The 25,306-nt window shown below is 36.0% G+C and carries 25 protein-coding genes and 1 other annotated feature; of the genes, 20 read left to right on the top strand and 5 right to left on the bottom strand.

Annotated elements, in window-relative coordinates; translation table 11 throughout:
- Positions 1-232 precede the first annotated feature (232 nt).
- The 11 genes from NSS71_RS10240 to NSS71_RS10190 all read left to right on the top strand — a co-directional run bounded on the left by NSS71_RS10240 (position 233) and on the right by NSS71_RS10190 (position 11,533).
- On the top strand, positions 233-1,843 hold the full coding sequence (locus tag NSS71_RS10240) for a sigma 54-interacting transcriptional regulator (protein ID WP_341151624.1): 1,611 nt from the start codon (positions 233-235) through the stop codon (positions 1,841-1,843).
- A gap of 23 nt (positions 1,844-1,866) precedes the next feature.
- The gene (gene buk, locus NSS71_RS10235) at positions 1,867-2,958 is read left to right on the top strand and encodes a butyrate kinase (protein ID WP_341151623.1); all 1,092 of its coding nucleotides are present in this window, start codon (positions 1,867-1,869) and stop codon (positions 2,956-2,958) included.
- Between the two features lie 6 nt (positions 2,959-2,964).
- Positions 2,965-4,389 carry a dihydrolipoyl dehydrogenase gene (gene lpdA / locus NSS71_RS10230; RefSeq protein WP_341151622.1) on the top strand — a complete coding sequence of 475 codons (1,425 nt, stop codon included), beginning with the start codon at positions 2,965-2,967 and terminating at the stop codon, positions 4,387-4,389.
- Positions 4,390-4,464: 75 nt separating this feature from the next.
- Positions 4,465-5,457, top strand: coding sequence for a thiamine pyrophosphate-dependent dehydrogenase E1 component subunit alpha (locus NSS71_RS10225; RefSeq protein WP_047941355.1), 993 nt, complete (start codon positions 4,465-4,467; stop codon positions 5,455-5,457).
- Positions 5,458-5,472: 15 nt separating this feature from the next.
- The gene (locus tag NSS71_RS10220) at positions 5,473-6,456 is read left to right on the top strand and encodes an alpha-ketoacid dehydrogenase subunit beta (protein ID WP_047941108.1); all 984 of its coding nucleotides are present in this window, start codon (positions 5,473-5,475) and stop codon (positions 6,454-6,456) included.
- Positions 6,457-6,481: 25 nt separating this feature from the next.
- Positions 6,482-7,735 carry a dihydrolipoamide acetyltransferase family protein gene (locus tag NSS71_RS10215; RefSeq protein ID WP_341151621.1) on the top strand — a complete coding sequence of 418 codons (1,254 nt, stop codon included), beginning with the start codon at positions 6,482-6,484 and terminating at the stop codon, positions 7,733-7,735.
- A 102-nt stretch (positions 7,736-7,837) separates the two neighbouring features.
- Entirely contained in the window at positions 7,838-8,278 is a 441-nt protein-coding gene (locus NSS71_RS10210) for a BrxA/BrxB family bacilliredoxin (protein ID WP_047941106.1), read from the top strand.
- A 347-nt stretch (positions 8,279-8,625) separates the two neighbouring features.
- Positions 8,626-9,411 carry a transporter substrate-binding domain-containing protein gene (locus tag NSS71_RS10205; protein ID WP_047941105.1) on the top strand — a complete coding sequence of 262 codons (786 nt, stop codon included), beginning with the start codon at positions 8,626-8,628 and terminating at the stop codon, positions 9,409-9,411.
- Between the two features lie 117 nt (positions 9,412-9,528).
- Positions 9,529-10,188, top strand: coding sequence for an amino acid ABC transporter permease (locus NSS71_RS10200; RefSeq protein WP_061798429.1), 660 nt, complete (start codon positions 9,529-9,531; stop codon positions 10,186-10,188).
- Complete coding sequence (locus NSS71_RS10195; RefSeq protein ID WP_047941103.1) at positions 10,181-10,903, top strand: amino acid ABC transporter ATP-binding protein; 723 nt, start codon at positions 10,181-10,183, stop codon at positions 10,901-10,903. The genes NSS71_RS10200 and NSS71_RS10195 overlap by 8 nt, the downstream gene beginning before the upstream one ends.
- Before the next feature lie 123 nt (positions 10,904-11,026).
- On the top strand, positions 11,027-11,533 hold the full coding sequence (locus NSS71_RS10190) for a L,D-transpeptidase (protein ID WP_061798427.1): 507 nt from the start codon (positions 11,027-11,029) through the stop codon (positions 11,531-11,533).
- A 51-nt stretch (positions 11,534-11,584) separates the two neighbouring features.
- On the opposite strand, the gene prli42 is transcribed toward NSS71_RS10190, so the two are convergent.
- Entirely contained in the window at positions 11,585-11,686 is a 102-nt protein-coding gene (prli42, locus tag NSS71_RS10185; protein WP_152679997.1) for a stressosome-associated protein Prli42, read from the bottom strand.
- A gap of 208 nt (positions 11,687-11,894) precedes the next feature.
- On the opposite strand from prli42, the gene NSS71_RS10180 reads away from it, so the two are divergent.
- The 5 genes from NSS71_RS10180 (at position 11,895) to NSS71_RS10160 (ending at position 16,922) form a co-directional block, all read left to right on the top strand.
- Entirely contained in the window at positions 11,895-13,016 is a 1,122-nt protein-coding gene (locus tag NSS71_RS10180) for a tripeptidase T (RefSeq protein WP_341151620.1), read from the top strand.
- A gap of 156 nt (positions 13,017-13,172) precedes the next feature.
- Entirely contained in the window at positions 13,173-13,640 is a 468-nt protein-coding gene (locus tag NSS71_RS10175; protein WP_047941099.1) for a chemotaxis protein CheW, read from the top strand.
- Between the two features lie 79 nt (positions 13,641-13,719).
- Positions 13,720-14,985, top strand: coding sequence for a DNA polymerase IV (locus tag NSS71_RS10170; protein WP_341151619.1), 1,266 nt, complete (start codon positions 13,720-13,722; stop codon positions 14,983-14,985).
- A 142-nt stretch (positions 14,986-15,127) separates the two neighbouring features.
- A complete protein-coding gene (gndA, locus tag NSS71_RS10165; protein ID WP_047941097.1) occupies positions 15,128-16,540 on the top strand; it encodes an NADP-dependent phosphogluconate dehydrogenase in 1,413 nt (470 codons plus the stop codon).
- 124 nt (positions 16,541-16,664) lie between these two features.
- Positions 16,665-16,922, top strand: coding sequence for a hypothetical protein (locus NSS71_RS10160; RefSeq protein WP_341151618.1), 258 nt, complete (start codon positions 16,665-16,667; stop codon positions 16,920-16,922).
- A gap of 45 nt (positions 16,923-16,967) precedes the next feature.
- Here NSS71_RS10160 and NSS71_RS10155 read toward each other — a convergent pair whose 3' ends face one another.
- A complete protein-coding gene (locus NSS71_RS10155; protein ID WP_095322406.1) occupies positions 16,968-18,080 on the bottom strand; it encodes a metallophosphoesterase in 1,113 nt (370 codons plus the stop codon).
- A 95-nt stretch (positions 18,081-18,175) separates the two neighbouring features.
- Positions 18,176-19,648 carry a glucose-6-phosphate dehydrogenase gene (gene zwf / locus NSS71_RS10150; protein WP_047941354.1) on the bottom strand — a complete coding sequence of 491 codons (1,473 nt, stop codon included), beginning with the start codon at positions 19,646-19,648 and terminating at the stop codon, positions 18,176-18,178.
- A gap of 417 nt (positions 19,649-20,065) precedes the next feature.
- On the opposite strand from zwf, the gene rnz reads away from it, so the two are divergent.
- Positions 20,066-20,980: a ribonuclease Z gene (gene rnz / locus NSS71_RS10145; RefSeq protein ID WP_341151965.1), complete on the top strand. Its 915-nt coding sequence runs from the start codon at positions 20,066-20,068 to the stop codon at positions 20,978-20,980.
- Positions 20,981-21,036: 56 nt separating this feature from the next.
- On the opposite strand, the gene proC is transcribed toward rnz, so the two are convergent.
- Entirely contained in the window at positions 21,037-21,873 is an 837-nt protein-coding gene (gene proC / locus NSS71_RS10140) for a pyrroline-5-carboxylate reductase (protein ID WP_047941094.1), read from the bottom strand.
- A gap of 54 nt (positions 21,874-21,927) precedes the next feature.
- Positions 21,928-22,151, bottom strand: a binding site (T-box leader).
- A gap of 126 nt (positions 22,152-22,277) precedes the next feature.
- Here proC and NSS71_RS10135 point away from each other — a divergent pair.
- Positions 22,278-23,387: a DUF1835 domain-containing protein gene (locus NSS71_RS10135; RefSeq protein ID WP_341151617.1), complete on the top strand. Its 1,110-nt coding sequence runs from the start codon at positions 22,278-22,280 to the stop codon at positions 23,385-23,387.
- Between the two features lie 179 nt (positions 23,388-23,566).
- Positions 23,567-24,358 carry an SDR family NAD(P)-dependent oxidoreductase gene (locus NSS71_RS10130; RefSeq protein WP_047941092.1) on the top strand — a complete coding sequence of 264 codons (792 nt, stop codon included), beginning with the start codon at positions 23,567-23,569 and terminating at the stop codon, positions 24,356-24,358.
- A 6-nt stretch (positions 24,359-24,364) separates the two neighbouring features.
- Here the strand turns inward: NSS71_RS10130 and NSS71_RS10125 are convergent, their stop codons facing one another.
- A complete protein-coding gene (locus NSS71_RS10125; protein ID WP_047941091.1) occupies positions 24,365-24,559 on the bottom strand; it encodes a YqzH family protein in 195 nt (64 codons plus the stop codon).
- A 157-nt stretch (positions 24,560-24,716) separates the two neighbouring features.
- Here NSS71_RS10125 and msrA point away from each other — a divergent pair, with 157 nt between their 5' ends.
- The gene (gene msrA / locus NSS71_RS10120; RefSeq protein WP_047941089.1) at positions 24,717-25,229 is read left to right on the top strand and encodes a peptide-methionine (S)-S-oxide reductase MsrA; all 513 of its coding nucleotides are present in this window, start codon (positions 24,717-24,719) and stop codon (positions 25,227-25,229) included.
- Positions 25,230-25,306: the final 77 nt, after the last annotated feature.

Raw genomic sequence — 25,306 nt, 5'->3', positions numbered from 1 at the left:
CTCTAGTTTAGAGAAGAGGCGGAAAACCTTTTTTTGCGAAAAAAGAATTCTTAAGCAACTATTTGAATACTTCTCCTTAACATGTTAGCGATCTCAAAATGTTAAAACAGACATAACCTTTTTACTTTTCAGAAATAAAAGAAAACGGGAAAAAAATTGCATATTTTTTAGGGAGTAGGTATAGTATAGATATGAAATATATTGCACGGATAGACAGATGGGAAGTGTGCGAATGATTGATCGAATGATACAGTCAACCTCTTATACGCTTTTTGATGAAATAAAGGAAGGCATAATTATAATAGATGATCGCGGCGTTATCTCTTATTTCAATAAAAGTGCGCAAAGTTTGATGCAGAACCAATATCCGCTTCAAATAGATCAGCATATTTTATCCGTTATCCCTAACAGTGGGATGATGAGAGTATTACATACGAAAAGAATAGAAGAGCAGAAAAAGTTTGCTATTTCTGAAGCGGATTATCTTCTTATTTCCCGTTATCCGCTAATAGGAAAAGATAATAATGTAATTGGTGCTGTAGCGGTTTTACAAGAAGAAAGCCAAAAAAGACAATGGATTGATAAAGATAGCCTTCAAATGCTGTTAACATTGCTTTTGCAAAAAAGTGCAGAAGCCTATCTTGTAGTAGATGAATTTGGCCATATTGTTATGCAAAATTCGTCATATAAAGAATTGGCTGTTCTCCTTGATCAGCAAAATAACCATCAATTAATGAGAAAAAATAGAGAAGAAGTCATTCAAACAAGAAGAGATGCAGAAATAACCATTCAGACAGACACCTTATGTTTAACGGTAAAAAGTACACCTATTATGGTGGATGGGAAATTAAAGGGCTGTTTGCAGATTCTTCATAATGAAACAGAAACGGCTCAATTAAAAAAAGAACTTCAACAGACAAAAGCCATTATCCGAGGATTAGAACAGAGCTTTCAGTTTGATGATTTTATATATCAGTCTCCATCCATGAACTTCGCTATTGAACAGGCAAAGTTGGCGGCAGGGAGTAAACAGGTTATATTTATCCGCGGAGAAGAGGGAACTGGTAAATTTATGCTTGCTAATGCCATTCATAATTGGAGCGAAAATAAGTTTCATCTATTTAAACGGATTTATCCGCAGAAGAATCGAGAACAATTACGAGCATTTTTAAGTACAATGAATTCTTTATCAAAAGGAACCGTATATCTTGAAAATATTACCTGTTTATCGATGGCAGAACAAACCTCTCTATTAAATAGACTGAAGGAATTAGCACAGGAAGAGAAGAAGCCATCCTTCCGCTTGATTGTTTCCTCCCCTATTAAGCTAGAAAAAGCATTAATGGCAGGGGACTTTTTAGAAGAACTTTATGATGAATTAATGAAATCAAATATATACTTACCACCTTTAAGGGAACGCAAAGAGGATATTTATCTGTTAGCGAAACATTTTCTTATCGAGTTGAACAAAGAAAACGGAAGATGGATAACAGAGATTGACCCAGAAGCACAAAAAGCTTTGAAAAATTATGGTTATACAAGGAATATCCTTGAATTAAAGGCAATCCTCCAGCTTTCAGTGATACAAGCTAGGGAAGAAGATTCCGTGCTTAAACTAGAGCATCTCGCGCTTCCGCAAGTAATAAAAAAACAACAAGCGGAATTTCAAGAGGATGCTAATATAGAAAATCAACCATTATCTGTCCTGGTAGAGAAATACGAGAAAGTTATAATCGAACAGACATTGAGAAAGCTAGATGGAAATAAAACACTAACAGCTAAAACATTGGGGCTGTCAGTCCGCAATTTATACTATAAATTGGATAAGTATCATTTAAATTAATTCTTTCTTAGGGGCTTATTAAAATGAGGAAATATCGTATATTGGTCATAAACCCACGGGCAGCAGTAACCGAAATCGCGTTATATGAAAATGAAGTGCCGATTATTGTAGACGATTTACATCATGAATACAATAAATTGCTAGAATTCTCTTCGATTGTTGCTCAATATAAGTATCGATCAGATGAGATTTTGTCTTATTTGGTGAATAAAGGAATAAACCTTTCCAAATTGGCAGCTGTTTGTGGAAGAGGTGGGCTCCTTAAACCAATTGATGGTGGAACTTATTCGATAAACGCTGCTATGCAGGAGGAGCTGTTTGCCCAAACAAGAGGAGAACACCCTTCCAATTTAGGAGCACTTATCGCTTATGAAATTGCTGAACATTTAGAGATTCCTTCCTATATAGTTGATCCAGTTGTTGTCGATGAAATGGACGATATTGCAAAGATTTCTGGATATCCGAGCATTACAAGAAAAAGTGTTTTTCATGCACTCAATCATAAAGCAACGGGAAGACGAGCAGCGATGGAGTTAGGCAAAAAATATGAAGAAGCACATTTGATTATTGCCCATCTTGGAGATGGAATTACAATCGGTGCACATGCAAATGGAAAAGTGATAGATGTAAATAATGGCTTAAATGGGGAAGGGCCATTTAGTTTGGAGCGGTGTGGTACTTTACCTCATGGTGATTTAGTTGATTTATGCTATTCAGGTAAATTTACATATGAAGAAATGAAGCATCAATTATTGTATCATTCTGGAGTAAAATCCTACCTTAGTAAAGCGCCTGAAGGTTCTTTTGATATAGAGGAAGAGCTTGGTAAACGAGATAATCCCAATATTCTTATTTATGAGGCGTTAGCTTATCAAATTGCTAAGGAAATTGGCAGTGCGAGCACCGTGCTTTTTGGCAAAGTAGATGCCATTATCTTAACAGGTGAACTAGCCTTTAGTAACCATTTTGTAAAATTAATTATGGAACGTGTTAATTGGATTGCAGATATAATGATATATCCAGGTGAAAACGAACGGCAATCTTTGGCAGAAGGTGTGTTAAGAGTATTACGTAAGGAAGAGAGACCAAAAGAATATGGAGAAAGAGAGGAGTGAAGGTAGATGGCTAAAGAGTATGATCTTGTCATTTTAGGAGGAGGAACGGGTGGTTATGTTGCAGCGATTCGTGCTTCTCAATTAGGTTTAAAGACAGCGGTGGTTGAAAAAGGCAAATTAGGTGGAACGTGTTTACATAATGGCTGTATTCCAAGTAAAGCGTTATTAAGAAGTGCAGAGGTTTATGCAACGGCGAAAAAAAGCGAGGAATTTGGGATTATCACCTCGGATATAAGATTAGATTTCAATCGGGTGCAAGAAAGAAAATCCACCATTATTAACCAGCTTTACAGCGGTGTTCAGTATTTAATGAAAAAAGGAAAAATTGATGTTTATGAAGGCAATGGAAGAATAATGGGCCCATCCATTTTTTCCCCCATGCCAGGTACTATTTCGGTTGAAATGAATAATGGAGAAGAAAACGAAATGCTGATTCCGAAACATGTAATCATTGCAACAGGGTCTCGGCCAAAAAGCTTACCTGGTCTAGAGATTGATGGTTCGACTGTCATTAGTTCAGAGGAAGCGCTGCAAATGGAAAAACTTCCTTCGTCCATTATAATCGTTGGCGGTGGAGTAATAGGGGTTGAATGGGCCTCTATGCTTGCTGATTTTGATGTTAAAGTAACTATTTTAGAATATAGTGACCGATTGGTGCCAACAGAAGATAAGGAAATTAGTAAAGAATTACAAAGAATCCTCAAGAAAAAGGGAATTCAGATTGTAACAGGTGCTAAAGTACTTCCAGAAACTTTGCAGAAGAATGTGGATAAAGTAATCATTCAAGCAGAAAAAAATGGTGAGGCCAAGTCATTTGAAGGGGAAAAACTGCTAGTATCTGTAGGCCGCATAGCAAATGTAGAAGGAATTGGTCTTGAAAATACCGACATTGCGGTTGTTCAAAATCAAATTCAAACAAATGAATACTATCAAACGAAAGAATCGCATATTTACGCAATTGGTGATTGTATAGGAGGATTACAGCTCGCACATGTTGCCTCCCATGAAGGGATAATCGCAGTGGAGCATATAGCCGGTGAAAAACCACATCCACTGGATTATAAAACAGTTTCCAAATGCATTTATACAAGTCCTGAGATTTCCAGTGTCGGATACACAGAAGAAGAAGCAATTGAGCTTGGGTATAAGATAAAAAAAGGCAAATTCTCCTTTAAAGCGATTGGAAAAGCGCTTATTTTTGGAGAACAAGATGGTTTTGTCAAAATAATTACTGATCAAGAAACCGATGATTTATTGGGTGTGCATATTATAGGTGCCCATGCAACAGATCTTATTGGCGAAGCAGCTCTTGCCAAAGTGCTAGACGCAACAGCCTGGGAAATTGGGAATACGATTCATCCCCATCCAACACTGACAGAGGCAATTGGAGAAGCAGCCCTTGCTGTTGAAGGGGAAGCCATTCATGGTTAATAAAGAAATCAAAAAATAATGTCTAGCTAAATAGGGGGAACAAACATGAATCAATTAGGAGGTAATAGTATGACAATGGTTCATAATCGCCATTTAGAGGCGGGATTAACGGATGATCAAGTATTAGAAATGTATGAGCAGATGCTCCTCGCACGAAGAATTGATGAAAGAATGTGGTTGTTAAATAGAGCAGGAAAAATTCCTTTTGTTATCTCATGTCAAGGCCAGGAAGCAGCCCAGGTAGGAGCAGCCTTTGCGTTTGACCGGGAAAAGGACTATATGCTGCCATATTATCGTGATCTGGGTGTTGTATTAACCTTTGGAATGACACCGAAGGAAATTATGTTATCAGGCTTTGCGAAAGCAGAAGACCCTAACTCAGGCGGAAGACAAATGCCAGGACATTTTGGTCAGAAGAAAAATAGAATCGTTACAGGTTCATCACCAGTAACGACTCAAGTACCTCATGCAGTGGGAGTTGCTTTAGCTGGGAAGATAGAAAAGAAGGATTTCGTAACCTTTGTCAGCTTTGGAGAGGGTTCTTCTAATCAGGGAGACTTCCATGAAGGGGCCAACTTCGCTGGTGTGCATAAGCTGCCTGTTATTTTTCTTTGTGAAAATAATAAATATGCGATTTCCGTTCCAATTGAAAAGCAATTAGGATGTGCAAATGTTTCTGACCGTGCAATTGGTTATGGCATGCCGGGATACACTGTAGATGGAAACGATCCAATTGAAGTGTATCGAGTGACGAAAGAGGCGGTTGATAGAGCAAGAAGAGGCGAAGGGCCGACTTTAATTGAAACGATTTCTTATCGTTTAACTCCTCATTCTTCTGACGATGACGACAGCAGCTATCGTGCGCGCGAAGAAGTCACAGAGGCTAAAGCAAAAGATCCATTATTCACTTTTAAAGCGTATTTGCTTTCTACAGGAATACTAACAGAAGAAATGGATCAAGAGTTAAATAAGAAATTGGCAGATGTGATCAATGAAGCAACGGATTATGCAGAAAAAGCACCATATGCACAACCAGAAGATACATTGAAATATGTATACGGGAATTAAGGGGGAAACAGAAAGATGCCAGTAATATCCTATATAGATGCAGTAACTCAAGCCATTCGTGAAGAAATGGAGAAGGATGACAAAGTATTTATTCTTGGAGAGGATGTAGGAGTAAAAGGTGGAGTATTTAAAGCGACAACAGGTTTGTATGATCAATTTGGAGCAGAGCGGGTAATAGATGCGCCTTTAGCGGAGTCGGCGATAGCTGGGGTAGGAATTGGAGCTGCGATGTATGGCTTAAAACCAATTGCCGAAATGCAATTTGCTGATTTTATAATGCCTGCTGTCAATCAAATTGTTTCAGAAGCAGCAAAAATAAGATATCGATCTAACAATGACTGGACATGTCCAATTGTTATTCGTGCTCCATATGGCGGCGGTATTCATGGTGCGCTTTATCATTCTCAATCTGTAGAAGCTATGTTTGCTAATACACCAGGACTAAAAATTGTTATGCCTTCTACACCATATGATGTCAAAGGGCTGTTAAAAGCTGCAATTCAAGACCCTGATCCGGTATTATTCTTTGAACATAAGCGTGCTTATCGATTAATTAAAGGTTTTGTTCCAGAAGAAGATTATGTGTTACCAATTGGTAAAGCAGATGTAAAGCGTGAGGGCGAAGATATAACAGTCATCACATATGGTTTATGTGTTCATTTTGCCTTGCAGGCTGCTGAAAAGTTAGCAGAGGATGGCATTTCTGCACATATTTTAGATTTGCGTACAGTTTATCCACTCGATAAAGAGGCTATTATTGAAGCCGCTTCTAAGACAGGCAAGGTACTGCTAGTAACAGAGGATAACAAAGAAGGTAGTGTTATTAGTGAAGTTGCAGCAATTATTGCAGAAAATTGTTTATTTGATTTAGATGCACCAATTATGCGTCTAGCGGCTGAAGATGTTCCGGCAATGCCATATGCACCAACAATGGAAAAATTCTTCTTGGTAACACCAGAAAAAGTCGAAACAGAAATGCGCAAGCTCGCAGAATTCTAAGTCGTACAACAAGGAGGGAAAAACAATGCCGATTGAAAAGATAACAATGCCTAAATTAGGTGAAAGTGTAACAGAAGGAACGATTAGTAATTGGATTGTTGCTGTAGGGGATGTCGTAAATAAATACGATCCTCTTGCAGAAGTAATGACCGATAAAGTAAATGCAGAAATTCCATCTTCTTTTTCGGGAACCATTAAAGAACTTCTTGCAGAAGAGGGGCAGACACTTGAAGTAGGGGAAGTAATTTGTACCATTGAAGTAGAAGGGGACAATACGCAGGTAGAGAAAGAAGCAAAAGCAGAATCGAAAGAAAAAACTGAAGCCCCCCTAACTGATGCTGCTCCAAGTCAAAAGGCAAGATATTCGCCAGCTGTTTTACGTCTTTCTCAAGAAGCGGGAATTGACTTAACGCTTTTAGCTGGAACAGGTGCAGGTGGAAGAATTACTAGAAAAGATGTTCAAAAAGCAATACAAGAAGGAGTTCCCCAAGTTCAAACAGAAGCAAAAGGCTCTGTTAATGGAACAGTTGATCATACTCCTCAACGAGAAACAATTGTACATAATGTGCCAGCAAGTGCAGGGGATAAGGAGTTTCCAATTACGGGATTAAGAAAAGCAATTGCTAACAATATGGTAAAGAGTAAACATGAGATTCCTCATGCTTGGACAATGATTGAAGTCGACGTTACTAAACTGGTTCAATATAGAAATAAAGTGAAAGACTCCTTTAAGAAAGAAGAAGGCTATAACTTAACATTCTTTGCTTTCTTTGTTAAGGCAGTTGCTCGTGCATTAAAAGAATTTCCGCAAATTAATTCGACTTGGGCAGGCGATAATATTATCCAGAAAAAAGAGATTAATATCTCCATTGCCGTTGCAACAGAAGATGCACTGTTTGTCCCAGTTATCAAAAATGCGGATGAAAAGTCGATAAAAGGAATTGCCAGAGAGATAATAGAACTTGCAAATAAAGCGAGAACAGGCAAGCTTACAGTTGATGAAATGCAAGGCGGCACATTTACTGTCAATAATACCGGATCATTTGGCTCCATTCAGTCAATGGGAATTATCAATCATCCTCAAGCAGCGATTCTTCAAGTGGAATCAATTGTGAAGAGACCAGTTATTAAAGATAATATGATTGCCATCTCTGATATGGTGAATTTATGTATGTCTCTCGATCACCGTGTATTAGATGGTCTTGTATGTGGAAGATTCCTACAGAGAATCAAGGAAATATTAGAGACAACGTCAGAGGAAACAACGCCAATTTATTAAAGAGTGTAATGAATAAAGAAGTTTTGCAAACAAATAAATTGAAAATGAATACTTTTTTTATAATAATGTAAAAAGAAGATATTTCATAAAAGGAGCGAAACGATGAACATTGATTTTAATTTATTCATGAATGATGTTGTCCGTCAAGCACGCCAAGAAATAGTAGAGGCTGGTTACGAAGAACTTACAACAAAAGAAGCTGTAGATGAAGCTTTATCCAAAAAAGGCACCACTTTAGTGATGGTTAATTCTGTATGTGGATGTGCAGGTGGAATTGCAAGACCAGCTGCAGGTTACTCCTTACATTATAAAAAAAGACCAGATCAATTAGTAACTGTATTTGCAGGACAAGATAAAGAAGCCACAGAACAAGCACGTTCTTATTTTACAGGTTTTCCTCCTTCCTCTCCGTCTTTTGCATTAATGAAAGACGGCGAACTTGTTAAGATGGTAGAACGCCATGAAATCGAAGGACATGATCCTATGCAAGTGGTAGAAAAACTACAAAATGCATTCGAAGAATATTGCACAGAAGTAAAATAAGCTTGCATGCACCCTGAAAGTTAAAGTGAAATTTGACTTAAGGGGTGTTTTTTTTATGGAAATAGAGGTTCAAATGATTTTACAGCAAGAAAAAAAGAGATTCAAACCTATATTAGATAAAGTTTTCGTCCTAATTTATCAAATACAACCTTTTGTTTGAAAATTTTATTTTTTCAGAATAGTATTTCATTTGGTGAATTTGTATAAATTGTATTGAATAATTATTAGTATGTGTTAAAATTCATATTGTTGCATGAATATAAATTAAAAGACTATCTTATAATTTGCGACAAACTACTAATATTAAAAGAGAATAAAAGCATAAGTAACTATAGGGGGATTTTAAGATGAAAAAATTATTAGCATTAATGCTGTTGTCTATAGTAGTCATTTTAAGTGCATGTGGTACTTCTACTGATGAAAAAGGTGCAAACAGCGGAAGCGGATCAGCTGATAAAAAAGTACTAGTGATGGGAACATCAGCGGATTATGCACCATTTGAATATATTGATACTGCAAAAAGTGATGAGATTATTGGTTTTGATATTGATTTAGCCAAAGCATTAAGCGAAAAGTTAGGTTACCAAATCCAAGTGAAGGATATGGATTTTAGCGGATTAATTTCTGCTTTACAATCTGGCAAAGTAGATTTAGTATTATCCGGTATGTCTCCAACACCGGAAAGAGCAGAAAATGTTGACTTCAGCGATATATATTTCACAGCAAAAGACTTAGTTGTAACGACAAAAGATAGCAATATTAAAACTGTTCAAGATCTTGATGGTAAAAAGGTTGGAGTACAACTAGGATCTATTCAAGAAGATGCAGCAAAAGAAATCGCTAAAACAGTAAAAGTTACAGTAGAGAACCGTGACCGTATTCCTCAATTAATTCAAGAAATTAAAGCAGGTCGTTTTGATGCAGCAATTATTGAGGATGTTGTTGCAAAAGGTTATTTAAATAAAGAGGATACATTAACATCTTTCCCAGCGAAGGAAGCAAATGAAGACGCTGGTTCGGCTATTGCATTTCCAAAAGGCAGCGACTTAACAGAAAAGTTCAATGCTGAATTAAAGAAAATGAAAGACAGCGGCGAAATTGATAAGTTAGTTGTAAAATGGTTTGGTAACTAAGATAAGGTAATTGCGGGGGATAGTTTAGGGCAGAATATGCCCTAAACATTTTCTTGTTTTTTAAGCTATATAATAGATAAAAACACCTCCGTTTTTTTAGAAAGGATTGAGATAGTAATGGGCTTAGATTTCCAACAATTTATTCCCTCTCTCCCATATTTGTTAAAGGGAATCACTGTGACTTTGCAAATTGTTGTGGTGGCTGGAATAATTGGTTTTGTATTAGGAATTATACTTTCGATATTTAAACTTAGTAAGCTGCCAGTCCTTAGCTGGATTGCTGCTATTTATACATCAGTTTTTAGAGGAACGCCCCTTGTTCTGCAATTAATGATTATTTATTTTGGGGTACCGCAATTAACTGGTATCCAAATTGAGCCAGCTGTTGCAGCCATTCTTTCCTTTGGCTTAAATTCAGCTGCTTATATTTCGGAAATTATTCGCGCTGGAATTTTAGCAGTAGATCGTGGCCAGAAAGAAGCTGCTATGGCGCTTGGTGTTTCCCCTAGGCAAGCGATGTTCGATTTAATTTTGCCCCAGGCTTTAAAGAACATTTTTCCAGCATTAATCAATGAAGCTGTTTCCTTAACAAAAGAGTCAGCGGTTGTTACTGTTATTGGTGTAACAGATATTATGCGTAGAGCCTATATAATGGGCGGAGAAAAATATGCATACTTGGAGCCGATGATTCTTGCCGGTCTTATTTATTACGTTCTAGTAATGATACTGACAACATTGGCAAAAGTAGTTGAAAGGAGAATGAGAAGAAGTGATTAATGTTGAAAATCTGCATAAATCCTATGGCTCGCTTCACGTTTTAAAAGGGATAAATACACAAGTAGAAAAAGGCGAAGTAGTGACGATTATCGGTCCTTCTGGGTCAGGAAAGTCTACATTTCTGCGCTGTATTAACTTACTTGAAGTACCTACCAAAGGAAAAGTAATAATTGATGGTACGGATATTACAGATAAAAATACAAATATAAAAAAAATAAGAGAAAACGTTGGGATGGTATTTCAACATTTTCATCTTTTCCCACACAAAACGGTTTTGCAAAACGTGACATATGCACCGATCAAAGTAAAGGGACTAAACAAGAGCGAAGCGGAAAAAATGGGGCAGGAGCTTCTAGCTAAAGTTGGTCTTGCTGATAAAGCGAATGTATATCCTAGCCGTTTATCAGGCGGACAAAAGCAAAGAGTGGCAATCGCACGTGCCCTTGCGATGAATCCAGAAGTAATCCTATTTGATGAACCAACGTCAGCATTGGATCCTGAAATGGTGAAAGAAGTGCTTGAGGTAATGAAGTCACTTGCAAACACCGGAATTACCATGCTTATTGTGACACATGAAATGGGCTTTGCCAGAGAAGCGGCAAATAGAGTTCTATTCCTAGATGGTGGAGTTGTAGTGGAAGATGCTCCACCAGCTGAGTTCTTTACCAATCCTAAAACAGACCGCGCCAAAGAGTTTTTGGAGAAAATGCTATAAAAATGTTAAACAGGTTTCTTAGTCGATAAGATCAAGAAACCTGTTTTTTTGATAAAAGAACTTTCTATTCCGTATAAAAATACAATAATCACACAAACTAAGAAAAAAAGAGAGTGTGATTGGATGTTAAAACTAGTTTTGTCTATTCTCTTAACAATTTCCCCCGTTTGGCCATTAGGGATAAATCCATTGCCAGGAGATCCTTTTCTCATTATTAATAAAAAAACGAATCAATTAACCTTGATAGATGAAAATCGAGTGCAGACAACGATAAGTGTTTCGACCGGTAAAAAAGAAGATTTAACGCCAGAGGGTTTATTTACGATAACAGTTAAAGCCGCAAATCCCTATTATCGAAAAAAAGATATTGTGGGGGGAGATGAGAATAATCCATTAGGGACAAGATGGATTGGTTTTGATGCAAATAACACAGATGGAAGAATGTACGGAATTCATGGAACAAACAATCCAGGAAGTATCGGGAAATACGTGTCACAAGGCTGTGTCCGTATGCAAAATGAGGCAATAGAATCTATTTATGATTTCATTCCTTTAGGAACAAAAGTGTTGATTACCAATTCAGATAAAGGTTTTCAAGAGCTAGCAAAGGAATATGGGGCCATTGAATAAAAGCGAAGAAGTTTTATCCTTCTTCGCTTTCTTATGGAAAATAAGCTTAAATTAAAATAACATTCCAATTCCAATCAACAGGGTAGATGCAAGCATAACAAAGATCATTAAATATACAACAATCTTTTGTAATCTATTTTTCTTTTTCTTCATAGTATCCTCCATGTCTTAACCATTCTTATTGTCTATTTTACTAAGAATAGCAGAATGGTACAACTATAAATAGATGGAATATTTGCTTGAGGAAACTTTTCTATTTTTATAAGAAGAAAAATGAGATTTCCCCCTCGTGAATTTTATTTGATGTTCTTTTTTTATAGGCGTATACTAATAATGTCACTAATTTTTGGAGGAACGAAAAATGATCAATCAAGAACGTTTATTAAATCAGTTTTTAGAACTGGTACAAATTGATTCGGAAACAAAATATGAAAAAGAAATCAGCATTGTACTAAAAAAGAAATTTGAAGAATTAGGCTTAGAAGTGATAGAGGATGATACTACAGCTATTACTGGTCATGGTGCAGGAAATTTAATTTGTACACTTCCAGCAACGAAAGAGAACGTGGATCCTATTTACTTTACCTCTCATATGGATACAGTAGTTCCAGGAGTTGGCGTAAAACCATCCATTAAAGATGGATACATAGTAACAGATGGCACAACAATACTTGGCGCAGATGATAAAACTGGTTTATCCGTTATGCTTGAAATACTTACAGTAATCAAAGAAAATAATATTTCTCATGGAACGATTCAATTTATCATTACAGTTGGTGAAGAATCTGGATTATTAGGCGCAAAAGCACTTGATCCAAAATTAATCCAAGCGAAATATGGTTATGCATTAGATAGTGATGGGAAGGTAGGAAATATCGTTGTGGCAGCACCGACACAAGCAAAAGTTAAAGCAACGATTCTAGGAAAAACGGCTCATGCTGGTGTGGCACCTGAAAAAGGAGTTTCCGCTATTACTATTGCATCAAAAGCGATTGCAAAAATGCCTTTAGGTCGTATCGATAAAGAAACAACGGCTAATATTGGCAGTTTTGCTGGTGGAAAACAAACAAATATCGTGTGTGATCATGTAGATATCCTTGCAGAAGCACGTTCATTAGTAGAAGATAAAATGCTTGCACAAGTAGCGAAAATGAAGGAAGCGTTTGAATCGGCAGCTAGTGAAATGGGCGGACAAGCAATTGTCGAAGTGGATGTTATGTATCCAGGCTTTAAATTTGGCGAAGGTGACCATGTTGTAGAAGTAGCGAAAAAAGCGGCTGCAAAAATTGGCAGAAGCTGTGAACTGCAACAAAGCGGTGGTGGAAGTGATGCCAACGTTATCTGTGGTTTTGGTATCCCAACAGTTAACTTAGCGGTAGGCTATGAAGAGATTCATACAACAAATGAAAAAATGCCGATCGAAGAATTAAATAAATTGGCTGAAATGGTACTTGCTATTATAGAAGAAGTAACTGGTCAATAATTATATGACGGAGTCGGGGTGCTTCCTTTAGGGAAGCACTCTTTTTAGTATAAATCAAACAAATGTTTCTATTTTTACTTGCATTTATCTAGAAAACAGAGGAAAATATTGTATAGGTAAATACTACTGTAAAAATAGAATCTTGGGGGAATATAAATGGAAGAAAAGAAGGTTGTTATATTTAAAGTAGCAAATGGAGAATATTCCGTAGATGTTTCTTATGTTATATCGATTGAAAAGGAAGAGCAGATTACTCCTGTTCCTCAATTGCCATCCTTTGTAAGAGGAATAAGAAAAGTAAGAGATGAGCTTATCCCTGTCATTGATTTGCAGATGGTTTTATATAATCAAAAAACAGAAGAAAATGAAAATAATAAATTAATTGTTGCGCGAACAGAAGATATCTCGTTTGCGATGATTGTAAATGATGCAAAAGAAATTCTTGATATAAAAGACGAAGTAATAAAAGAAGTCGGCATTTCTGCTTATCAGAAAACAGAATATATAACAGGTGTTCTTAATTTAGAAAATCGCTTGGTGTTAATGCTTGATCCAACTATTTTATTAGAAACACTTGAAGGTGTAAAAGAAATTAAAGACTATATGAAAAATCAGCCTGCGTAAGCAGTAAGATTTCTGCTAAAAGCAGAGGAATAAGAATAGAAGTGACTATAAATGATCATAAAGAATTGGTGAAAGCAAAATGAAAGAATTTTATCCGAAAAAGGGACGAGTTATTTTACATGTAGATATGAATAGTTTTTATGCATCTGTTGAAATGGCTTATGATCCACAGTTAAAGGGGAAGCCATTGGCAATTGCGGGAAATGAAAAAGAACGCAGAGGTATTATTGTCACTTGCAGCTATGAAGCAAGAAAATTTGGCGTAAAAACAACCATGCCTTTATGGGAAGCGAAGAAAAAATGTCCGGATTTAATTGTTTTGCCTCCAAATTTTGATCGTTATCGAACAGCATCTCTTGCAATGTTTCAAATTCTTCATGAATTTTCCGATATTGTCGAGCCTGTTTCCATTGATGAAGGATATGTAGATATTACACATTGCCATGAGTTAGGAACACCGATATATATTGCAAGAACGATTCAGAAACGAATTTTTGAACGGTTAGACTTACCATGCAGTATCGGGATTGCCCCTAATAAATTTCTTGCCAAAACAGCTTCAGATTTAAAAAAGCCGATGGGAATCACGGTTTTAAGAAAGCGGGATATTCCTAAAGTACTTTGGCCGATGCAAGTAGAAGAAATGCATGGTATAGGAAAAAAAACAGGGGGAAAACTAAGAGCAATTGGCATAGAAACCATTAAAGATTTAGCGATGGCTCAGTCTATTCCAATCAAAGCAACACTTGGCATCAATGGAATTCGCTTAAAGGAGAAAGCCAACGGAGAAGATAATCGGCCAGTAGATCCAGAAGCTGCCAATGAATTTAAAAGTATTGGCAATTCGACAACATTGCCGCGCGATGTCAAGAATCAGCAGGAATTATTTCAAGTATTGGCCTCCCTAGCGAATAAAGTGGCTACAAGAATGAAAAGAAAACATGTACATGCTAATCATTTATCTGTAACCATTCGCTATGGAAACAGAAAAAACTATTCCAAGAGCAAAAAATTAGCAAATCCAATAAAATCAGAGGAAGAGATACTTCAGATAAGCAAAGAGATTTTTACGACAGCATGGGATGGAAATCCTGTTCGTTTATTAGGTATAACAGCAGGAGATTTAATCGACAATAATATTGTAGTAAAACAACTTGATCTCTTTTCCTTTGAAAAAGAAGCAGCGAAAGAACCATTATGGACAGCAATAGATAAGCTGAAAGAAAAATATGGCGCTTCTATTATTGAGCCAGCATCAGAAAGAAATAATATTTCAAAAAAAGAAGAAGACATTGGTACCAAAACTAGTTTCAATAAAGATTTTTTGCAAGGAAAGAAATTTTAGTTAAGTTATATGTGACGAAAAAAATTTTTTGAAATAATCAAGAAAAGTAGTTGCATTTTAGTTGCATAACTTAAAAAATCTTGCTAAAGTTAAGTGAATTCTACTATAAGGATACATAGTTTAGAAGGGACGTTAGGAAAAAATGACAAAACAGCAATTTGGTGTAATCGGTTTAGCGGTTATGGGTAAAAACCTTGCTATGAATATCGAAAGCAGAGGCTATACTGTTTCCGTTTTCAACCGTTCAAAAGAAAAAACAGAAGAAATGCTTAAAGAATCAGAAGGCAAGAATATTGTTGGAACATATACATTAGAAGAATTTGTACAATCTTTAGAAGTTCCACGTAAAATCATGTTAATGGTTAAAGCTGGTCCAGCTACAGACGCAACAATCGAGCAATTAAAACCTTTATTAGATAAAGGCGATATTGTCATCGATGGCGGTAACACATTCTTTAAAGATACACAAAGACGTAATAAAGAGCTTAGTGAACTTGGTATTCACTTCATCGGTACAGGTGTTTCTGGCGGTGAAGAAGGAGCATTAAAAGGACCTTCTATTATGCCTGGTGGCCAAAAAGAAGCATACGAATTAGTTGCTCCAATTTTCCGAGATATTTCTGCAAAAGTTAACGATGAGCCTTGTACTACTTATATCGGTCCAGATGGTGCCGGTCACTATGTAAAAATGGTGCATAATGGAATCGAATATGGAGATATGCAATTAATCTGTGAAGCATACTTCATCATGAAGCATGTTTTAGGCTTAGAAGCACAAGAACTTCATGAAGTATTTGCAGAGTGGAATAAAGGGGAGCTAGACAGTTACCTAATTGAAATCACTGCAGATATCTTTACAAAAGTTGACGAAGAAACTGGTAAACCTTTAGTAGATCTAATCTTAGATACTGCTGGTCAAAAAGGAACTGGTAAATGGACAAGCCAAAGTGCTCTAGACTTAGGTGTACCACTTCCAATGATTACAGAATCCGTATTTGCTCGTTTCATTTCTGCAATGAAAGACGAACGCGTAAAAGCAAGCAAAGTACTTTCAGGCCCAGAAATTAAACCTTTCACAGGAGATAAAGCAGCATTTATCGAATCTGTACGTAAAGCTCTATACTTGAGCAAAATTGTTTCTTATGCCCAAGGTTTTGCGCAAATGAGAGAAGCATCTGAAGAATACGATTGGAACTTAAACTATGGCGAAATCGCTATGATTTTCCGCGGTGGTTGTATTATTCGTGCTCAATTCTTACAAAAAATTAAAGATGCATATGATCGTGATCCAGAATTGAAGAACCTTCTATTGGATCCATATTTCAGTGAAATCACTGAAAACTACCAATCAGCATTACGTGAAGTAATCTCTGGTGCTGTCTTAAACGGTATTCCTGTACCAAGCTTTGCAGCCGCATTATCATACTTTGATAGCTACCGTACAGCAACTTTACCAGCAAATTTACTACAAGCGCAGCGTGACTACTTCGGTGCTCACACATATGAGCGTCTTGATAAAGAAGGAATCTTCCATACGAACTGGATGGAAAAATAAGAATGGCGATAAAAAGCACACTACGATTTTATATGTAGTGTGCTTTTTTTTGAAGGAGAGGATGGAGTTTGAATGAACACCAAAAATAAGAGAGTGCAGAGGAAAAGAGGTGTTCACAAGATGGATGAAAGCCAAAAATAAGAGAAGGAGGAAGAAAAGAGGTGTTCATAGGTTGAATGAAGACCACAATGAAGAGAGAAAAGCAGAAAAAAGGCGTTCATCAGCCATTTTAGAACCAACCAAAAAAGAAAAAGGCAGTAAAGTGACCTTCATACATAAATTTTACGTATCCAAAGAATTTAAACAACTACAAAATCTACAAACAAATTACAACGAGAAGGCAAAAAAATATGCTGCTATAGCAAGCAGCACATTTATCTAGCAAACTATTTTTTCACAAAAATAAATAACTTAAAAGTAAAGCAATTTACCCTTTGAACGTTATTTCAATATAAACAATTTCCGATCTGCTGCCAATTCTAATGGGCGGTCCCCAGAATCCAAATCCAGAGGAAACAATTGCATGAAGCTGCTTCTTTTTCTTGTAGCCCCAATCTAATTCAAAAACTCGTTTGGTAATTAAATGGTTTGGTGCCATTTGACCACGATGTGTATGACCGGATAGAATAACATCAATCCCATCATTCATTGCTGCTTCCAGTTCATCTGGCTGGTGATCCATCATCATAATTGGTAGATGGTTACTTTCACTCTCAAGAAGGCTAGGAATGGAAAGTCTCTTTTGGTCCGTTTTATCTTTACGACCGATTAATCGAATGGTTTCATCAATAGTTACTTTTTCATCCATTAAGATGCGAATACCGATTCGGTTCATTTCTTCTAGAAAGGTTGGAATCATTTTGCCGTAATATTCATGATTACCTAATACCCCATAAATGCCTAAAGGAGCTTGTAATAGCTTTAATTGCTCTCCCATATTCTTTTTCAAAAAAGGAATAGGATCATCATCAATGATATCTCCAGGCAGTAAAATTAAATCTGGTTGTAAGCCGTTTATTTTCGTTACGAGACGGTTTAGATGACTTTTACCTGATAAAGTGCCAAAGTGCATATCAGAAGCCATAGCAATCCTCAGAGAGTCTCTTTTCGCTTGTTTTTTAGCTACTGCGAGTTTATAAGTTCTAATCACAGGAGAGTAAGCGTTAAATGTTCCGTAAATAAGTAAAAATAGAAGAATTGCTGCAGCAGCGCTTCCTACTATTTTGGTGGCATCTTCAGACGGAATAAATTGGTTTAATAAAAGCCATCCTAAATTAGCTAGTGGGAACAGTAAGATACCATATTCAAAAATGGCAAGCCAATACGCGCCAAGTATTTTAAATATGGTAATGGACTTAAGGAAATGGCTGATAATATATGCATAGGAGAAAAGAATAACTGCTCCAATATATATGGATGGATAGGTTAATAGTTTGAAGGAATCAAGCCATGCATAACCATTCCATCCTAAGTAGAAGACGAGTAAATTATATAAAAGGAATACGAGAATGACAGATAGGATTAATTTGATTTTTTTCATGAGAAACTCCTTAGATTGAAATCATAATTTAGGGAAAGAAAAAACGTGAATACAATAAGATTCACGTTTTTTTAGACAGTCACTTGAAGGGTGAGTTAGCAAACATCTACTTCAAATTGATTAACTGGCCACCAGAAGAAACCATCTTTTTCTAATAATTCATCTGCTTCTTTTGGTCCCATTGTACCAGAAGCATAATTAGGGAATTGAGTAGCAGGTGTTTGTTCCCATGCTTGGGAAATTTTATCCACATAGCTCCAAGATAATGCCACTTCATCCCAATGAGTAAAGTTAGTAGCGTCTCCATGCAAGCTATCGTCAATTAGCTTTTCATATGCTTCTGGCGTATTGATTCCTGCAATACCAGTATTAGCATAGCTTAGCTTGATTGGTGTTGCTTCCATATTCTGTCCTGCTTTTTTAGCGTTTAAATGTAAAGTAATTCCTTCTTCAGGCTGAATATGAATAACAAGAAGATTTGGTGTAATTTCTTGATTTGGACGATTATATAAATTCATTGGAATATCTTTAAATTGTACCACTATTTTTGTTGATTTACTTTCTAATCTTTTACCAGTACGGATATAGAATGGAACACCAGCCCAACGGAAGTTATCAATCATTACTTTCCCAGCGACAAAAGTTTCTGTGTTGGAGTTAGGGTCTACCATTTGTTCTTCGCGGTAGCTCGGTACCTCAACATCTTCCACAAGTCCTTTTCCATATTGTCCTCTTACAAAGTATTTATCAACTTCATCTACTTCAACAGAACGCATAGCACGGAAAACTTTCACTTTTTCTGAGCGAATCTCATCTGGTGTAAGTTTAATTGGAGGTTCCATTGCAAGTAGTGCAACCATTTGCAGCATATGGTTTTGGACCATATCACGAAGTGCCCCGCTTGTTTCATAATATCTTCCACGTTCTTCCACGCCTAATACTTCACTTGAAGTAATCTGAATGTTACTGATATAGCGGTTATTCCATAGATTTTCAAAAATTGCATTGGAAAAACGGATTGTTTCGATATTTTGAACCATCGCTTTTCCTAAATAGTGGTCAATTCGATATACTTCATCTTCAGAAAAGGCAGTACGAATTTGTTCATTTAGTTCTTTGGCTGATTCTAAATCATGACCAAATGGTTTTTCGATAATTAGACGTTTGTACCCTTTTACTTCTGTTAGTCCATCCTGCTTTAAATGAATCGCGATAGGACCAAAGAATTCAGGTGCCATTGCTAAGTAGAATACACGATTACCATTTAAACTATGTTTTACATCTAATTCATCAGCAATGTTTTTTAGCTCTACATAAGAACTTGAATCTGTAACATCATGTGAATGATAGCAGAAATAAGAAGCGAATGTCTCAAGATCATCATTTTTAGAACTTGCAATTGCTTCAGAAACAGAATTAACAACATTTTGCTTAAACTGTTCTTGTGTTAATGTTCTTCTCCCAACGCCTACAACCGCAAAATTTGCTAATTTTCCTTTTTTATACAATCGATAAAGAGAGGGGAAAAGTTTTCTATTGGCTAAATCTCCTGTTGCCCCGAAGATCATAATAAGTGCATTTGATGTTTGTTTTTCATTCACTTTCTTGTACCTCATTTCATTTATATATGTATGAAAATTATTAAATTGCTGTTTTACAAAGGTGCATTTTCTCTTAAATAATACATGTACCTATACAGTTATAAAATTTTATCTTTTTCTTAAGGAGATAGCAACAAATTTGTTTGTAATTTTTGCAAATATTTTTACTATTTGTATTTACAGCAGAAATTTTTCATTCATCCAACATGATATTACAATATATTAGCAAAAGTTACTAGTTAAAAGATTTAGGGATTTGGATAAACAGGCATTAGTAAAGTATACTTAATTCATCTATTCTAATTTAGTATTTAATGATACGCTTTTATTTATACAGTGGATTTCATGACAGGAAGAAAACGAAAGGGGATTAGCAAGCTTATTATGAAGTTGCAATTTTTAGGAACAGGTGCAGGTATTCCGGCAAAATCAAGAAATGTAACAGCGGTTGCTTTAAAGCTTTTAGAAGAGAAGGGGAGTATTTGGCTGTTTGATTGCGGAGAAGCAACGCAGCACCAGATTTTACATACCAATATTAAACCAAGAAGAATTGATAAAATTTTTATTACCCATTTGCATGGAGACCATCTATATGGTTTACCAGGTTTTCTCTCCAGTCGATCTTTCCAAGGAGGAGAGACACCACTAACGATATATGGACCGAAAGGAATTAAGGAATATGTACAGATCAGCCTTGCTGTCAGCAAAACTTTTTTAAAGTATGCGCTAAATATTATAGAAATCGATGAAGGTATTATTTTGGAAGAACATGATTTTATCGTAGAAGCAAAAATACTTGAGCATGGTGTTACAAGTTATGGCTATCGGATTATAGAAAAGGATCGACCTGGAAAATTAGATACAGCTAAATTAAAACAATATGGAATAATGCCTGGCCCTATTTATAAAAAAATTAAAGAGGGAGAAGACCTCATCCTTGATGACGGTACTGTCATAGGCAGCAAAACCTTTCTTGGCCCGAATATTAAAGGGAGAATTGTCACTATTTTAGGAGATACTAGAACTTGTGCTTCTGCTGAGGTTTTGGCAAAAGAGGCAAAAATATTGGTTCATGAAGCAACCTTCTCGGAAAAAGAAAGTTCCATAGCAACGGAATACTATCATTCTACAACGGTACAAGCTGCAAAAACAGCTAAAAGGGCAAATGTAGACTGTCTCATTCTAACACATATTAGTGCTAGATATGATCAAGCATTAACAGAACAATTGTTGCAGGAAGCGAGAGCCATCTTTCCCAATACATATATGGCAGAAGATTTTTCAGAATACGAGATATAAGCTAAAAAGGATGTTGGCAAAAAAGCACACAACATCCTTTCTATTTTTAAATAACGTTATTTAGACAGTTTAAGTTCTTCTGTAAGTGCTTTTCCCATCCTTTTTGATTGGGCCGCTGCCTCTTCCATACACGAAATGAATGCCTTCTGAACATCATATTGCTCAAGAATGTTTATTCCTGCTTCTGTTGTGCCACCAGGACTAGTTACATTCTTGCGGAGCTCAAGAGCACTCTTGGAGGACGATGCGATCATTTCTGCTGCGCCGAGGATTGTCTGCACTATCAACTCATTAGCTACTTCCCGATTTAGTCCGATTTTTACAGCTCCTTTTTCCATCGCTTCCACTAAATAATAGATATAAGCTGGGCCGCTACCAGAAAGACCGGTTACAGCATCTAATTGTTCTTCATGAACAAATGTAACGAATCCAACTGTTTCAAATATGTCAAGGACGAAAGTTTTTTGTGGTTCTTCTACAAAGGAGTTGAAGGCAATACCTGTTGCTGATTTCCCGACTGTTGCCGAAGTATTGGGCATAGCACGCGCAATGGGAACTTCCAGTCCGATCAGCCGTTGCAGACTGTCCATATTTACGCCAGCAAGAACAGAAATGAGCAGTGTTTCTTTTGTGATATAATTTTTCCATTGTACAGTAGCTTCTTTTACATCTTTCGGTTTCATTGCGAGAATAATGGCATCAGCTTCTCCAACTAATTTTTTTAAATCGAAAGAGTAGTCAACACCATAGCGATTTTGTAGTTCAATTAGTCTTTCTACATTCCCTCGGTTTGTGACGGTAATTTCTGTACTCTCCTGCAATTTACTAGAAACAATCCCAGAAATTAACGCTTCGCTCATAGAACCAGCACCAATAATAGCAATTTTCTTCATTTTTATTCCTCCTATAAAATCGTTGTATGGAAATAAGAAAACCTCTCGTCATAATGAAAGGACGAAAGGTTTTTTCCGTGGTACCACCTTAGTTCAATTATAATCTGCACATGCGCGTGATTATACAACTCTTTTCCGGTAACGACGGTTGACGTTTAGGTTTGCCTAACTACTCCTAAGTAGGTTCAATGAAATGAATCTTGATGAAGTTTTGCAGCCATAGAACTTCACTCTCTAGCAAGCCATTATCATTTACTAATCTTAATCATCGCATTCCTATGATAAATTTATTTGATTATGCAAGAAGAAAGGCTTGTCTGTCAATAGAAAAATAGAGTAGTGGGAAAATTAGTTCATTGATTGTATAATTAAATTTAGAATTTTACAAAAAAGGGAGATTCGTAATGGAGAGTAGAATAAATGGTTCTTATCTATATTTCTTGATAGATGATAATCTTATCTATTGCTACAAAATAGAGTCATACACATACATTACATTAGAGGACTTAAAAAAAACTAAGCATTCTGCTCTTTATAAAATTATAAATAGACAAGAATTTCAAAACTTTGAACATGAAAATAGTGAAGCAGTGCAAGGTCTAGGATTATTTTGGGATGAAGAAAGTTTAAAAGAAATAGTTACGTGCGTCAACAAAGCGATAAAAAAACAACAGAAGAGAAAAAACGTGAAACATAAAAAAGCTATTCATCTTGTCGCATCCCAATATATTGCAGGTAGATTAGCTGTTAATCTTCAAGAGAATGTCGAAGTGATCGGCTTAGATGGATCCTTTATGTTTGGACCATTACGTCAACTGGATGTACATAATGGTCAAAAGGAACGGTCTGAATGGATTTATAATAATATTAATCGAGAATTCGAGGAGAAAAATCCATACATAACTGCACTACAGAATAAAATGAATAGTTTAGATGACATTGATGATAAAAGACAAGTATATATATGGTATGGGAATAACATCGAAGAACAGCTAGCATTAAGATTTTTCATGTTTATATTTAAAAAAAGATCTAATCCTCTTTATCTTATCGATACAACAGAAGTCCTTAAAAAAATTGCACCAAATGAAAAGTCAATGATTCATACAGCAGAAATAAAAAACGAATTATTACAATCTATATTAGACCATATTGATAGCAGCTATATGGTAACAACTAATCAAAGAGAAGGATTAGCAACTGAGTGGCAATCGATAGCCAATGCTGATGAACTTTTAAGGATATGGGAAAACCAAGCGATTGTATCGGTGGATTTGGATTATTTTGATCAAACGATTGTTGAAGTACTGAAACGAATGAGTGAAAAGGAAAAATTAGATTATATCAAGACTAGTCAGCTTATTTGGAAAACGATAGAGGAAGAGCATCTTTATATGGATCCCGATTTTCTTGAATATCGGATTCGTCACCTTGTTTATTCAGGGGTGTTTAAGATGAAAGGAATTCCTAAGAATATGAGACGTTATTTTGTTTGTTTACAAAAAGAAGAGTGAAGTCTATGTTGTTATTTTGAACCTTCTATGTGAAAATGAGAAAGGAATCTTGTCTTTATTAAGGCTAAGAAAGAGAAAAGTAGGTTTTAATCGATATAATATATCAATATAATGATGATTATTTAGGAAATAAGTAAATGGGCATTTTTACATCATGCTTGTGCTTTTTGAGGTGGATAATGAAGGGATTAAATGGAAAGAACATTGTAATTACAGGTGCATCATCTGGCATAGGAGAAAAAATTGCTATAAAAGCTGCTCGTTTGGGGGCTCGTCCCATCCTTCTTGCTCGTTCAGAAGATAAGCTCGCTGCTATTTGCAAGAAAATAAATAATCAGTTTCCCGGACAAGCTATTTATTTTACTTTAGATGTAAGCAATCCGGAGCAAGTAAAGGAAGTCTTTGCTAAGATATATCAAGAGGTTGATTTTATTGATATTTTGCTCAATAATGCAGGATTTGGCATCTTTGATATGGTTCATGAAGCAAAGATGGAAGACGTTAATCGAATGTTTCAAGTAAATGTAATGGGGCTTATCGCTTGTACCAAAGAGGTATTGCCTTCGATGCTGCAAAATAATGGCGGGCATATCATTAATGTCGCCTCCCAGGCAGGGAAACTCGCTACAGCCAAATCAAGTGCCTATGCTGCGAGTAAACATGCTGTTCTAGGATTTACAAATAGTCTCCGACTGGAAGTAGCCAATTCAAATATAAAAATCTCTGCTGTAAATCCAGGACCAATCGAGACAAATTTTTTTCATACAGCTGACAAAACGGGGAATTATGTGAAGAATGTGCAGAAATTTATGCTTTCAGCTGATACAGTTGCTGAAAAAATAATAAAATTAATGCTACATCCAAAACGTGAGTTAAATTTACCTTTGTGGATGAATTGGGGAAGTGTTCTTTATAATCTATTTCCGGGAATTGCAGATAAGCTCGTTGGCGGGATTCTAAATAAAAAATAGAATTAGCTAAAGTGTATTCGTAATGTAACTATAAACAACATCTTGAACTAGATCATAAAGTTCATGGGCAGGATGTTGTTTTTTTAAAGCGATGATGTGGACTGCTAATCGTTCATATTCATGGAGAGGGAGTGAATTGGGTTCCATATGATATTGTTTAAGTGATTTCTGAATCATTTTTTTTATGAGTAATGTATTCATCTTATCTTTCCCTATTAATAAGTAGTTTTTCTTTTAAGTATAAAAAAATAGTATCTTTGTTCAAAGTATTATATACTAATTTTTATCTAATAAAAGGATTATCACTAATTTTTGATAAAATAAACGATAAGGCCAAACCTATAGGGAGATGAGATAAATGGAAAAAGCAACTTTTGCAGGTGGATGTTTCTGGTGTATGGTATCCCCATTTGAAGAACAGCCAGGTATTGGCGGCATTGTTTCAGGTTATAGCGGGGGGCATGTAGAAAACCCAACTTATGAACAGGTGAAAACAGGAACGACAGGACATTTTGAAGTAGTGGAAATCACTTTTGATCCTGAAATCTTTCCCTATGAACGTTTATTAGAGTTATATTGGCAGCAAATTGATCCGACAGATCCAGATGGTCAATTCCATGATCGCGGGCCACAGTATCGAACAGCGATTTTTTATCATAATGATAAGCAAAAAGAACTTGCAGAGAAATCAAAACAAGCTATGGCAGCAAGCGGAAAATTTAAAAAGCCAATTGTTACATTAATTGAACCAGCTGCCATCTTCTATCCAGCAGAAGACTATCATCAAGATTACCATAAGAAGAATAAGCAGCATTATAAAGAGGATAGAGAAAAGTCAGGAAGAGATGTATTTATCAAAGAACACTGGTAAAAAAAGAAAAAAGCGAATTTTGCTAGGAAAACTATCTTTAATGATAGATGTAGCAAAATTCGCTTTTTTGTATTTTA

The sequence above is a fragment of the Niallia sp. FSL W8-0951 genome, assembly GCF_038006525.1.
Taxonomy (GTDB): Bacteria; Bacillota; Bacilli; order Bacillales; family Cytobacillaceae; genus Niallia; species Niallia circulans.
Note: the sequence above shows the minus strand (reverse complement) of the source record. Positions and strands in the feature narration are given on the sequence as shown.

Bases quoted from the DNA above. Each gene is read 5' to 3' on its own strand.
- NSS71_RS10220 (WP_047941108.1), top strand. From the start codon at position 5,473: ATGCCAGTAATATCCTATATAGATGCAGTAACTCAAGCCATTCGTGAA.
- prli42 (WP_152679997.1), bottom strand. From the start codon at position 11,686: ATGAAGAAAAAGAAAAATAGATTACAAAAGATTGTTGTATATTTAATG.
- NSS71_RS10210 (WP_047941106.1), top strand. From the start codon at position 7,838: ATGAACATTGATTTTAATTTATTCATGAATGATGTTGTCCGTCAAGCA.
- NSS71_RS10170 (WP_341151619.1), top strand. From the start codon at position 13,720: ATGAAAGAATTTTATCCGAAAAAGGGACGAGTTATTTTACATGTAGAT.
- NSS71_RS10160 (WP_341151618.1), top strand. From the start codon at position 16,665: ATGAAAGCCAAAAATAAGAGAAGGAGGAAGAAAAGAGGTGTTCATAGG.
- gndA (WP_047941097.1), top strand. From the start codon at position 15,128: ATGACAAAACAGCAATTTGGTGTAATCGGTTTAGCGGTTATGGGTAAA.
- NSS71_RS10225 (WP_047941355.1), top strand. From the start codon at position 4,465: ATGGTTCATAATCGCCATTTAGAGGCGGGATTAACGGATGATCAAGTA.
- NSS71_RS10125 (WP_047941091.1), bottom strand. From the start codon at position 24,559: ATGAATACATTACTCATAAAAAAAATGATTCAGAAATCACTTAAACAA.
- NSS71_RS10200 (WP_061798429.1), top strand. From the start codon at position 9,529: ATGGGCTTAGATTTCCAACAATTTATTCCCTCTCTCCCATATTTGTTA.
- rnz (WP_341151965.1), top strand. From the start codon at position 20,066: ATGAAGTTGCAATTTTTAGGAACAGGTGCAGGTATTCCGGCAAAATCA.
- NSS71_RS10135 (WP_341151617.1), top strand. From the start codon at position 22,278: ATGGAGAGTAGAATAAATGGTTCTTATCTATATTTCTTGATAGATGAT.
- lpdA (WP_341151622.1), top strand. From the start codon at position 2,965: ATGGCTAAAGAGTATGATCTTGTCATTTTAGGAGGAGGAACGGGTGGT.
- NSS71_RS10155 (WP_095322406.1), bottom strand. From the start codon at position 18,080: ATGAAAAAAATCAAATTAATCCTATCTGTCATTCTCGTATTCCTTTTA.
- zwf (WP_047941354.1), bottom strand. From the start codon at position 19,648: ATGATCTTCGGGGCAACAGGAGATTTAGCCAATAGAAAACTTTTCCCC.
- NSS71_RS10190 (WP_061798427.1), top strand. From the start codon at position 11,027: ATGTTAAAACTAGTTTTGTCTATTCTCTTAACAATTTCCCCCGTTTGG.
- NSS71_RS10175 (WP_047941099.1), top strand. From the start codon at position 13,173: ATGGAAGAAAAGAAGGTTGTTATATTTAAAGTAGCAAATGGAGAATAT.
- NSS71_RS10240 (WP_341151624.1), top strand. From the start codon at position 233: ATGATTGATCGAATGATACAGTCAACCTCTTATACGCTTTTTGATGAA.
- NSS71_RS10130 (WP_047941092.1), top strand. From the start codon at position 23,567: ATGAAGGGATTAAATGGAAAGAACATTGTAATTACAGGTGCATCATCT.
- NSS71_RS10215 (WP_341151621.1), top strand. From the start codon at position 6,482: ATGCCGATTGAAAAGATAACAATGCCTAAATTAGGTGAAAGTGTAACA.
- proC (WP_047941094.1), bottom strand. From the start codon at position 21,873: ATGAAGAAAATTGCTATTATTGGTGCTGGTTCTATGAGCGAAGCGTTA.
- NSS71_RS10205 (WP_047941105.1), top strand. From the start codon at position 8,626: ATGAAAAAATTATTAGCATTAATGCTGTTGTCTATAGTAGTCATTTTA.
- NSS71_RS10180 (WP_341151620.1), top strand. From the start codon at position 11,895: ATGATCAATCAAGAACGTTTATTAAATCAGTTTTTAGAACTGGTACAA.
- buk (WP_341151623.1), top strand. From the start codon at position 1,867: ATGAGGAAATATCGTATATTGGTCATAAACCCACGGGCAGCAGTAACC.
- msrA (WP_047941089.1), top strand. From the start codon at position 24,717: ATGGAAAAAGCAACTTTTGCAGGTGGATGTTTCTGGTGTATGGTATCC.